Origin of the sequence: Stenotrophomonas sp. GD03877, assembly GCF_029840555.1 — a bacterium.
GTDB classification, from domain to species: domain Bacteria; phylum Pseudomonadota; class Gammaproteobacteria; order Xanthomonadales; family Xanthomonadaceae; genus Stenotrophomonas; species Stenotrophomonas geniculata.
Genome location: NZ_JAOCCT010000017.1, coordinates 36,348 through 47,984, shown reverse-complemented (window position 1 = coordinate 47,984; position 11,637 = coordinate 36,348). Strand labels below are relative to the sequence as shown.

General features: G+C 67.9%; 8 protein-coding genes. 5 read left to right on the top strand and 3 right to left on the bottom strand.

Features of this window, described 5'->3' with window-relative positions:
• Positions 1 to 39 precede the first annotated feature (39 nt).
• On the bottom strand, positions 40 to 1,179 hold the full coding sequence (locus N5D20_RS13875) for a porin (protein ID WP_197578747.1): 1,140 nt from the start codon (positions 1,177 to 1,179) through the stop codon (positions 40 to 42).
• Between the two features lie 242 nt (positions 1,180 to 1,421).
• Between N5D20_RS13875 and N5D20_RS13870 the strand changes: the two genes are divergently transcribed.
• From N5D20_RS13870 to N5D20_RS13855, 4 genes are read left to right on the top strand one after another with little or no spacing between them, the layout of a single operon-like run.
• Positions 1,422 to 2,111, top strand: coding sequence for a response regulator transcription factor (locus tag N5D20_RS13870; RefSeq protein ID WP_019662067.1), 690 nt, complete (start codon positions 1,422 to 1,424; stop codon positions 2,109 to 2,111).
• Positions 2,104 to 3,495, top strand: a complete 1,392-nt coding sequence (locus N5D20_RS13865) for a sensor histidine kinase (protein ID WP_191851473.1) — start codon at positions 2,104 to 2,106, stop codon at positions 3,493 to 3,495. Before N5D20_RS13870 ends, N5D20_RS13865 begins: the two co-directional genes overlap by 8 nt.
• A complete protein-coding gene (locus N5D20_RS13860) occupies positions 3,492 to 4,547 on the top strand; it encodes an ABC transporter substrate-binding protein (RefSeq protein WP_197578719.1) in 1,056 nt (351 codons plus the stop codon). The genes N5D20_RS13865 and N5D20_RS13860 overlap by 4 nt, the downstream gene beginning before the upstream one ends.
• A 28-nt stretch (positions 4,548 to 4,575) precedes the next feature.
• Positions 4,576 to 5,226, top strand: a complete 651-nt coding sequence (locus N5D20_RS13855) for a response regulator transcription factor (protein ID WP_005414428.1) — start codon at positions 4,576 to 4,578, stop codon at positions 5,224 to 5,226.
• A gap of 637 nt (positions 5,227 to 5,863) precedes the next feature.
• Here N5D20_RS13855 and N5D20_RS13850 read toward each other — a convergent pair.
• Together N5D20_RS13850 and N5D20_RS13845 are read right to left on the bottom strand one after the other, a co-directional pair.
• Positions 5,864 to 8,506: a PAS-domain containing protein gene (locus N5D20_RS13850; protein WP_197578718.1), complete on the bottom strand. Its 2,643-nt coding sequence runs from the start codon at positions 8,504 to 8,506 to the stop codon at positions 5,864 to 5,866.
• Positions 8,507 to 8,572: 66 nt separating this feature from the next.
• Entirely contained in the window at positions 8,573 to 9,742 is a 1,170-nt protein-coding gene (locus N5D20_RS13845; RefSeq protein WP_049435327.1) for a porin, read from the bottom strand.
• A gap of 332 nt (positions 9,743 to 10,074) precedes the next feature.
• Between N5D20_RS13845 and N5D20_RS13840 the strand changes: the two genes are divergently transcribed.
• Positions 10,075 to 11,418, top strand: a complete 1,344-nt coding sequence (locus N5D20_RS13840; RefSeq protein WP_010480813.1) for a dicarboxylate/amino acid:cation symporter — start codon at positions 10,075 to 10,077, stop codon at positions 11,416 to 11,418.
• Positions 11,419 to 11,637: the final 219 nt, after the last annotated feature.

Genomic DNA, 11,637 nt, shown 5'->3' with positions numbered 1-11,637 from the left:
AGTGGAAGGGGCCCGGGCGGCATGCCCGGGAATCCGGGCTTAGAAGTCGTACTGCAGGCGTCCGGTGACCGCGCGCGTGCGGTCCACCGTCACCCCGGCCAAGCGGTCGCGGTTGCGGCTTTCGATCACGTTGAGCATGAAGCGCAGGTTGTCGCGCAGGTACCAGTTGCCACCCAGCGTCCAGGCTTCGGTGCTGCCACGGCGCAGGTCCGGCGCACCATCGAGATGCTGCTCACCCCACATCTGGTCGTAGCGCAGCGCTACTTCGAAGGCACCGGCCTTGTGGCGGATGTCCTTCACCCGCGCAAAGCGGCCGGTCTTGCGGTCGTAGGCGCGGCTTTCGCCGGTGACGAACCAGCTGAGCATGCCGTAGGCGGCCATCACGTCGCCACGCTGCGCGCCGTCATCGAAGGTGGCGCCGCTGAACTCGCCCTGCCACGAGAGCGGGCCGCGCACCTGCGCGTATTCCAGCGACCACTTGTTGACGTCGGTATCGCGGCCGGCGGAGAAGTCGACCAGGGTCAGGCGGCTTTCATCGGACAGGTGGCCGGCCGGGCGTGGTCGGATCTTCAGGCCCGGAACGCCGTTCGCGCCGGGGTTGTCATAGGCCTCGCGGGCCAGCGACAGGCCCAGGTGCAGCACGTCGCCGTCGCTGGGCGAGGGCGCCCAGGTAACGCGGCCACCCGCCGCGCGGCCCTTCACCTGCCAGGCATCGATGCTTTCCAGGCTGTAGATGCTGGCGGCCCAGGTGAAGTCACCCGGATTGGCCTGCCACGACGCGCCCAGCCGGTACAGCGGGGCCAGCGTGGTGCCGGCGTTGCCGCGCTCCAGGAAGCTGCCGTAGTTGGAGCTGGTACGGTCATCCAGCGAGAAGTACTGCTTGAACTGGCCGACGGTGAGCTTGCCGGCCTTGCCGAAGCTGCGCGCCAGGTACACGTCCTTGGCCTCGACGCGGTCGCCGGAGAAATCGGCCTCCAGCTTGTAGTCGACCACGAAGAACTTGCCGGATACGTCAACCCACGCGCGGCGGATTTCGGTGTCGTCCTTGTTCGGGGTGCCGCGGTTGTCGTTGTCGAAGGTAGCGAAGTCCAGGTGCAGGCGGCCACCGAGGGTGGCCGTGACCGGGCGGTCGTCTTCGGCAGCGAAGGCCGGCGCCGACAGGGCAGCCAGCGCCATCATGGCGGCAGGACGCCGCCAGGCAAACGTGAATTCCACAAACCCTCCCAGGTGCGCGCCAGGCGCGCGGCAATCGTGGGCACCGGACGGTGCGCGGCCGCAGTCTGGGTCGGGCAAGCTGTCATCGTCCTGTCAACGGATTGTGCGGTGCAGCGTAAAGCGGCTCGCTGCTGCCTCCTGGCAGGGCCCGGCGAGCGCGGCAGCGGCATGCGGTAGCATTCGTTTCCCCTCCCAACCCCGTGCCCATGCGCCTGCTGCTGGTCGAAGACAACCCGGATCTGGCCGATGCGATCATCCGCCGCATGCGCCGCAGTGGGCACGCCGTGGACTGGCAGGCCGATGGCCTGGCCGCCGCCAGCGTGCTGCGCTACCAGAGCTTCGACCTGGTGGTGCTGGATATCGGCCTGCCCAAGCTCGATGGCCTGCGCGTGCTGGCCGGCATGCGCGAGCGCGGTGACAGTACGCCGGTGCTGATGCTGACCGCACGCGATGGCATCGAAGACCGCGTGCAGGCGCTGGATGTCGGCGCCGACGACTACCTGGGCAAGCCCTTCGATTTCCGCGAGTTCGAAGCGCGCTGCCGCGTGCTGCTGCGGCGTGCACGAGGCCAGGCCAGCGAAGTGGTGCAGATCGGCGGCTTCCAGTTCGACAACGCCGCGCACCGGGTCAGCCTCGACGGCGAGCCGATCGAACTGCCCAACCGTGAGTATCGCCTGCTGGAAATCCTGGTCGGGCGCCTTGGCCAGGTGGTGGGCAAGGACGAGATCGGCAACGGCCTGTTCGGCTTCGACGACGAAGCCGGCCCGAATGCCATCGAGCTGTACGTCGGTCGCCTGCGGAAGAAACTGGCCGGTGCACCGCTGCGCATCACCACGGTGCGCGGTGTCGGCTACCTGCTGGAGGCCAGCGATGGCAGCGCCGACGCCGATGGCTGACGTACGCGCTGCGAACGCGGCGCCAGGTTCGCTGCGGCGCACGCTGCTGCTCTACCTCGGTGCGTTGCTGGCGGTGTTCGCGGTGGCGCTGCTGTTCGCCGCGCGCGACTATGGCCAGCGTGCGGCGAACCGTTCCTACGATCACCTGCTGGTGTCTTCGGCGCTGTCCATCGCCGATTCGGTGGCGCTGGTCGACGGCCAGTGGCAGGTCGATCTGCCCTATGCCGCGCTGGACCTGCTGGCGATGGCCCCGGAAGACCGCGTGTTCTATCGGGTGGCCGACAGCCGCGGCAACCTGATCACAGGTTATGGCGATCTGCCGTCGCCGCCGCGCCGTCCGGGCACGCAACCGCAGCTGTTCGACGCCGCCTACAGCGGCGAAACGGTGCGCTTCGTGGTGGTCGGCCGCAGTTTCGCCGCGGCCTCGGCGCAGGGCGAGGTGCAGGTGCAGGTGGGCCAGACCCGGCGTGCCCGCGAAGCCGTGGCGCAGGACATGGTCAATCGCGCGCTGCTGGCGATTGGCGTGCTGTCCGGCCTGCTGCTGGCGCTGGTGGCCTTCGGGGTGCACCGTGCGTTCCGGCCGCTGGTGCGGGTGGAGCGCGAGCTGTCGCGCCGCGAACCGTCCGACCTGAAGCCCCTCGACGCGCGCGTACCGCGTGAGATGGACCAGATGGTGGCGGCGCTGAACCGCTTCATGGAGCGCCTGTCCAGCAGCAACGAGACGCTGCGCGCGTTCATGGCCGAGGCCGCGCATCAGATGCGTACGCCGCTGGCGGCGCTGCGCGCGCAGGCACAGCTGGCGCTGGATGATGACGATCCGGAAGACATGCGGCGCAGCCTGCAGGCGATCGAGCGCAATGCCACCCATATGAGCCGCCTGCTCAACCAGCTGCTCAGCGATGCCAGCGTGATCCATCGTTCGCACCTGCAGCGCTTTGCAGCGGTGGACCTGGCCGAGACCGTGCACCAGGCCTTGCATGAAGCCCTGCCGCAGGCCGGACCGGTACCGCGCGTGCAGCTGGCGATGACCGCCGAGCCGGTGCAGGTGCATGGTGATGCACTGCTGCTGCGCGAGGCGATCAAGAACCTGGTCGACAACGCACTGAAGTACGGCGGCGAGGGCCCGTTGCAGATCGCGCTGACCGTGGAAGGCGGTCAGGCGGTGCTGACCATCGCCGACCATGGCGCAGGCATCGCGCCCGCTGATGCCGAACGCGTGTTCGAGCGCTTCGCCCGTGGCGAAGGCGCGCCGTCCGGCGGCGCCGGGCTGGGCCTGGCCATCGTCAAGCGCGTGGTCGACAGCCATGGCGGCCGCATCGACCTCAGCAACCGCCCGCAGGGCGGGCTGATCGCTACCATCCGCCTGCCCCGGAGCAGTCCATGATCCGCCTGTTCGCTGCTGCCGTTGCCTTGCTGCTGGCCCTGCCGGTGCTGGCCGCGCCCGGCGACGTACGCCGTTTCCCGGCCCAGGCAAAGGCCACTGCGCAGCTGCGCATTCACGGCACCACCGACATCGAAGTGTTCGCGGTGGTGATCGCCGATTACCAGCGCCTGCATCCCGGCACCGAGGTGGTGTACGAGGACATCATCACCCAGGACCTGTACGCGCGTTACCTGCATGACCGCGCCGGGCCGGCATCGCCGGACCTGCTGATCTCCAGCGGCATGGATCTGCAGACCAAGCTGGTCAACGATGGCCACGCGCTTCCACACCGTTCGGCGCAGACCGCTGCTCTGCCGGCCTGGGCACAGTGGCGCAACGAGGCGTTCGGCATCAGCTACGAGCCGGTGGTGATGGTCTACAACACCCGCGCGATGCCTTCGGCAAAGGTGCCGCACACGCGCCGCCAGCTGCTCGACCGGCTACGTGCCGAGGGAGCACCGTTGCGCGGCAGGGTCGGCACCTATGACATCGAGCGCAGCAGCGTCGGCTACCTGCTGTCTACCCAGGATGCGCAGCGTGGCAGCATCGCCGGTGCGTTGCTGGGCGCGCTGGGTGACAACGACGTGGTGCGCGAGGAGCGCACTGGCGTGCTGCTGGACAAGGTGGCCAGCGGACAGCTATCGCTGGTCTACAACGTGCTCGGCTCCTACGCGCAGGCGCGCATCGACGCGGGTGCCCCGCTGGGCATTGTGGAGCCCGAGGACTACACGCTGGTGGTGCTGCGTACCGCAGTGATCCCGCGTACCGGCCCACACCCGGAAGAAGCCCGGCGCTTCCTCGACTACCTGCTGTCGCCACGCGGCCAGCAGGTGCTGTCGCGCGAGGCACGGCTGATGCCGATCGTGACCGGCAACGCGCGCGGCGATGATGCGCCGGGCCGCAGCCGCCGCCCGATCCAGCTGGGTCCGGGCCTGCTGGTGTATCTGGACGCGCTCAAGCGCCGCCAGTTCCTCGATGCCTGGCGCAGCAGTGTGGAACCGGCAGGGCGCTGAGGCTCCGGCCTGCCCGTACAATGGCCGCATGAGCGAATACACCATCCTGATCGCCGATGACCACCCGCTGCTGCGTTCGGCGGTAGTGCAGTCATTGCGGCAGAGCCTGCCGCTGGCGCAGGTGCGCGAGGTCGCCAGCGCCGAGGCATTGGCCGAAGCACTCGACGCACACCCGGATGTGGACCTGGTGCTGCTCGACCTGACCATGCCAGGCGCACACGGTTTCTCCGCGCTGCTGCACGTGCGCGGCTCGCATCCGGACATCCCGGTGGTGATCCTCTCGTCCAACGACCACCCCCGTGTGATCCGCCGCGCCCAGCAGTTCGGTGCCGCCGGTTTCATCCCGAAGTCGGCCCCGGCCGAGACCATCGGCGAGGCCGTGCAGGCAGTGCTGGATGGCGGCCTGTGGTTTCCGGCGATGGCCGCCGAGCGTTCGGAGGCCGACGCGCTGCTGGCCAGCCGCCTGGCGCAGCTGACCCCGCAGCAGTTCCGCGTGCTGCTGTGCCTGGCCGATGGCCTGCTCAACAAGCAGATCGCCTATACGCTGGGGTTGGCTGAGAACACGGTGAAGGTGCATGTCACCGCCATCCTGAAAAAACTCGAGTGCCATAGCCGAACGCAGGCAGCGGTGCTGGTGAAGGCGCTGGAGCCCGAGGGCGACGCCGGCATCGGGTTGTAGTTTCCAGCCAACGGCGCAGCCCCTCGTGGGTGGACACGTAGAGCAGTTCATGGTTGAGGCCGGGCAGGTGGACTGCGCAGGGGCCGCTGCAAGTACGTCCATGTAAGCTCGGTCGCCGCTTGCTCGTGTGCGCTTTCCTGCGCACACGGCAAGACCCGGGTTGGGCGTCCTGCCCAACTCGCCCGAGGCATGCCTCGGGCCCATGCGGCTCACGCCCCTGCGCAGCCCACCTGCCCGGCCACGGACAGGTTCCGTGCGCGTCCACCCGCGGAAGAGAAAAGAAGATCAAAAGCAAAGGCAGCCTGACAGGCTGCTTTTTGTAGAGCCGAGCCCACGCTCGGCTGCTTTCTGGACGGTCCGTGAAGCCGAGCATGGGCTCGGCTCTACACGAGCAAGCGCAGCGCGCGACCCGCTTTTGATCTTATTTTCTTCTTCGTGGGTGCAGGCCACCGAAATCTGTCGGAGGCCGGTCGGGTTGGGTGCGCGGGGGTGTCAGCCGCATGGATGCGGCTGCCAAGCCTCCAGGGACGGATTCACGGCGTCCCCCGCGCACCCAGCCCGACCGGCCCACCCACGGCTTTTGCTTTCCACGACCAACCAGACACCACCCACGAGGGGCTGCGCCGTTGGCTGGAAACTACCCGCGATGCCGGATCAGCAACTGACTCATCAGCGCCCGCAGCGCCGGCGGCTTCACCGGCTTGGCCATCATTCCCCAGCCACGCTCGGCAGCCATCTCGCGCAACCCTGCATCGCGCTCGGCGGTGACCAGCACCACCGGCGGACGGACCTGCCAGAGTTCGGCCAATGTCTCGTACAGCACCGGCCCGTGGTGATCGCCCATGCGCACATCCAGCAGCACCAGCTCCGGTACCGCGCCTGTTGCCGCCAGCTGCAACGCGGCCTGCGGGCCATCGGCCAGCATCACCTCGCAGCCCCAGCGTTCCAGCAGCGCGCGGCTGGCGGCGCAGACGTGCGGATCATCATCGATCACCCACACCCGGCGCCCGCGCAGCGGATTGTCCGCGGCCGGTTCCTGCACCAGCACCGGCGCAGGCGCCGTAGCAGGAATCGCACTGGCGTCGCCGAACGGTACGCCCACTGCGAACACGCTGCCCTGGCCCAGCTGCGAGCCCAGGCGGATCGGATGGCCAAGCAGGCGGCCGATGCGGTCGACGATCGCCAGGCCAAGGCCGGCGCCGCGCTGCTGGCCGTCGTGCAGGCGGCGGAATTCCTCGAAGATCTCGCCCTGCAATGCATCCGGAATACCGGGGCCCTGGTCGTGCACTTCGATCCACAGCAGGCCTTCGCGGCGGCGGCAACCAAGCAGCACGCGGCCGCGTTCGCTGTAGCGCAGCGCGTTGGACAGGAAGTTCTGCAGGATGCGGCGCAGCAGTGCTTCATCGCTGACCACCACCGCAGCGGTATCGACCCAGTCGACCGCCAGCCCGCGTGACTGTGCGGCGATGCCGAACTCGCGCGCCAGCGTCTGCAGCAGCGGCCCGAGCCGGAACGCCTGCACACGGGTCGGCAGGCTGCCCGATTCCAGCCGCGCGATATCCAGCAGGCTGTTGAGGATCGCGTCCTGCGCGGCCAGCGCAGCGTCGATGTGGTCGCTGGTCTGCTGCTGCGCCGGATCACTCAGCTTGCCGCGCAGCACCGAAACGAACATGCGCGCTGCATTGAGGGGCTGCAGCAGGTCGTGCACGGCCGAGGCGACGAAACGGGTCTTGTAGCGGTTGGCCTGCTCGGCCTCGCGGCGCGCCTCATCCAGATCATGGGTGCGCTCGGCGATACGGTGCTCCAGCGCATCGGCCAGCGAACGCAGTTCGCGCGCCGCGTTCTTGTAGCTGGTGATGTCGGCGTAGCTGGTGACGAAGCCGCCATCAGGCAGGGGATTGCCACGGATCTCCAGTACCGTGCCGTCGTCCTTTTCGCTCTCGCGCATGTGCGGGCGGCCGCTGCGAAGGTGGTTCAGGCGACGCTCGATGGCCTCGTCCACCGGGCCGGGACCGAGCAGGCCACGGCGTGCATTGAAACGGAACAGTTCCTCGATCGGCCGGCCGACGCGAACCAGGTCTGCCGGGAACCGGAACAGTTCCAGATAGCGCGCATTCCATGCCACCAGCCGCAGCTCGCGGTCGATCACCACCACGCCCTGCGGCAGGTGCGCCAGGCTGCGGCTGAGGCCGCTGTCAGCGTCGGTTGCGGCCTGCAGCAGGCCATCCTGTGCGGTGCGCAGTTCTTGGGCATGCTGCTTGAGCAGGGTTTCCAGTTCGCGGCGGCTGCGCAGGCGGTGCTTGGCCAGGCGCCGGCGCTGCTGCACGAACAGCACAAGGAAGCCCAGCGCCAGCCATGCGGCACCGCCGGTGAGTGCGGCCGCGCGCCCGGCAGATGTGGCTGCACTGGCATCGTGCAGCAGGTGCAGGTTCCAGCCTTCGGCAGGCAGCGCCAGGCTCTGCCACAGCATCGGCTGCGGCAGTGCCGGATCCAGCAGTCGCACCATGCGGCCGCCGTCGGCCAGCACGTCCTCGGTACGTGCACGCAATGGCTGCAGCGCGCGGTCGGCGTACTGGCGGGCATCGAGCATCTCGCGGCGTTCGTCGGCGCCCAATGGGCGCAGCAGGCGGTAGCGCCAGTTGTCTCGGTTGGCCAGGAAGACCACGTCGTGGTCGTCACTGGCCAGCACCACGTCGGGGCTGCTCAACCATTCCTGTTCCAGGGCGGACAGCTCGACCTTGATCACCACCACGCCCAGCCGCTTGCCGTCTTCCTCGATGGCCTGCGACAGGTAGTAGCCGGGCACGCCGGTGGTCATGCCGATGCCGTAGAAGCGGCCGCGGCCCTGCGCCAGTGCCTGGCGGTAGTAGGGGCGGTAGCTGTAGTTCTCGCCGACATTGGTGGTCGGCTGGTCCCAGTTGCTGGCTGCCACTGCCACGCCGTCGTGGCCCACCAGGGTCAGGGTCGAGGCGCGGGTGACCTCATTGGCGCGTTGCAGCTTGAGGTTCAGCCGCTGTCGTTCGGCAGGCGAGGGCGGCACACGCAGGGCGTGCAGAAGATCCGGATCCAGGGCCAGTACCTGCGGCAACGTGCCGAAGCGGTCGATGCGCTGCTGCAGGCCCTGTCCATACAACTGCAGCTGGCGTTGTACCTGGCTGCTTTCCTCGCCCAGAGCACGCCGCCAGGCGTAGTGGCCGGCGGCGACCGCACACAGCACGGTGCCACCGACCATCACCAGGATGGTCAGCAACAGCATCCGGTGGCGGCTGAGCCAGTACATGGCGGCAGTCTACGCAGGGCCGGCGGGCGTGGCGTGCACGCCCGCCGGGATCTGACGTGGAAGGGGTCAGAAGTGCATCTGCGCGCGCAGTTCGAAGATCTCCGGCGTGCTGTGCACGCCACGACGGCTGGCGTCGACCTTGACGTAGTTGGCCTGGAACTTGAAGTGGCTGGTCAGGTACCAGTTCGCGCCCAGGGTCAGGTCGTGCTGGCGTCCGCCGAGGATGCTGCCATCGTCGAGGTCCATGCGGCTGTAACGGGCCACCAGTTCCACCGCGCCATAGTCGTGCGCCGGCTTGATATTGGCCACGGCACCGGCGTTGTACGGGCGCGATTCGCCGGTCAACACCCAGCTGGCCATCGCGTACTGGCCGCTGCCGGTGTAGTCGGGCTTGCCGTCATGGCGGGTGACCGTTGCGCGCAGGGCTTCGGCCTGCAGCGAGAACGGGCCGCGGATCCAGATGCCTTCCAGGCCGGTGCGGCGGATCTGGTCGGCGGTGACCAGCGCGCCGGAATCGACATAGCGGATGTCGGTCAGGCCGGCTTCCGGGCGTGCGCGCAGGCGTGCGCTGGCCTCGTGGTGCACGTCGCGGCCATCGCTGTAGCCACGCGGATTTTCCTGCGAGTAGGCCAGGCCCAGGTGGATTACATCACCCGGCGCCTTCACCGGGGTCCACACCGCACGCACGGCCTGGGTGGTGCCGGGATTGTCACCCTGCAGGTCCTTGCCGCCATAGGCGCCGGCCTGCAGCAGGTACTGCGGGCGCTCCAGCACCCATTCCACACCCGTGCGGCGGCCGGCGTAGAAGGCCTGCACGGGCAGTGCGGTTTCCAGGAAGCTGCCGGCGCGCGAAGACGTGTTCGCGTCCAGGCCAACCGGGGTCTTCATGTAGCCGAAGCGGAAGCGGCCGATGTCGCGGCCGAAGAAGGCCTTGCTTTCGAAGCGCACGAACACGTCCAGCCAGGTGTCGGACTGGAAGTCGTAGTAGACCATCGCGTCATAGACGCCCTTCTTCTTCAGCGTCGCACCGAATTCCTTGCGGCGCACGGCGTCGTCGTCCTCAAGACCGCTGCCCGAGGAAAAATCGTTGTAGTCGTAGGCGATGTTGGCGGTGGCGGCCAGCTCGGTGCCGTCGCCGAAGGTGTACTTGGTCGGCCAGTTGTCGAAATCGGCAGCCGAGGCGAAGGCGGGAAGGGCGGCCAGCGACAGGGCCAGCAAGGTGGGAATCGGGCGCATGTTGGGTGCGGCTCTCTCAGATTGCGTGTGGACAGGACAACAACGGCCGCGGGGGCCGAAACTTTCGCAATGACGCGCCCAGCTGTTCAGCCCGGGCCACCGGCCTCCCCGTGATCGGGCGGTGCGGCGCCAGTGTAGGCATCGCGGCCACCTGAACCGGGGGGCTAGTACCAATAGGTTATCTGCGCCAGCGTGCCCGGCGCGTACAAAGGCGTCCATTGGTCGCACCCCCTGCGCGTGCAGCACAGGGCCTGCGATCAGTTTCCACGGTAACGGTTCCCGTGCAGTCCCGGGGCCGTACGTGCCTGAAAACGCCCCTTCCGGAGTCCGCCATGCACATCCCGACCGCAGCACCGGTGCCTGCAAAGCCGTTGCCGATCTATCGCCAGCTGTACTTCCAGGTGATCGTGGCGATCGTCCTGGGCGCCATCCTCGGCCACTACGAACCGTTGATCGGCGAGAAGATGAAGCCGCTCGGCGATGCCTTCATCAACCTGGTGAAGATGATCATCGCGCCGGTGATCTTCCTGACCATCGTCACCGGCATCGCCGGCATGACCCACCTGCGCACGGTGGGCCGCGTGTTCGCCAAGGCGATGGCGTACTTCCTGTTCTTCTCCACGCTGGCACTGATCGTCGGCATGATCGTGGCGCACGTGGTGCAGCCCGGCGCCGGCATGAACATCAACCCGGCCGAGCTGGACCAGACCGCGGTGCACAGCTACGTCGAGAAGTCGCATGACCTGACCCTGGTCGGCTTCCTGATGGACATCATCCCGAAGACGCTGCTCAGCGCGTTCGTCGATGGCAACATCCTGCAGGTACTGTTCGTGGCCGTGCTGTTCGGCATCGCGCTGGCATCGGTGGGCGAGAAGGGCAAGCCGATCGTGAACTTCCTGGAGGCGCTGGTCGCCCCGGTGTTCAAGCTGGTGCACATCCTGATGAAGGCTGCCCCGATCGGTGCCTTCGGCGCGATCGCCTTCACCATCGGCAAGTACGGCGTCGGCTCGCTGATCAACCTGGCCTGGCTGGTGGGCTCGTTCTACCTCACCGCGTTCCTGTTCGTGGCGGTGATCCTGGGCCTGGTCTGCCGCCTGTGTGGCTTCTCGGTGTTCAAGCTGGCGCGTTACCTGAAGGCCGAACTGCTGCTGGTGCTGGGCACCTCTTCGTCGGAGTCGGCGCTGCCGTCGCTGATGGAGAAGATGGAACGCGCCGGTTGCAGCAAGTCGGTGGTGGGCCTGGTGGTCCCGACCGGCTATTCGTTCAACCTGGACGGCACCAACATCTACATGACCCTGGCCGCGCTGTTCATCGCCCAGGCCACCAACACCGAACTGACCCTGGGCCACCAGATCGCCCTGCTGCTGGTCGCCATGCTCAGCTCCAAGGGTGCCGCTGGCGTTACCGGCGCCGGCTTCATCACCCTGGCCGCGACCCTGGCGGTGGTGCCGGAAGTGCCGGTGGCCGGCATGGCGCTGATCCTGGGCGTGGACCGCTTCATGAGCGAATGCCGCTCGCTGACCAACTTCATCGGCAATGCCGTGGCCACGGTAGTGGTCTCGCGCTGGGAGGGTGCGCTGGACCGCAACCGCCTGCAGCTGGCGCTGGATGGCCGCGAAAGCGAACTGCCGCCGCTGATCGATGCCGTGCCCGAGGCGCTGCCGGCCAGGGGCTGATCCAGGTGTGTGGTACCGCGGGGCCGATCACGACAGTGGTACGGCCCCGCGGCGTTTCAGGGCGTCCCATGGCTGTCATGGCAGACGCCGAAGCTGGTATCCCGGTACCGTCGCATACGGCACGGAATTGTGCGGTCGCAGCATGCCTGCGACAGGATAGCGACAGGTCCAGACGCTCCAACGGGGGTATCATCCCCTGTCCCTTCTGCCCATTCATGT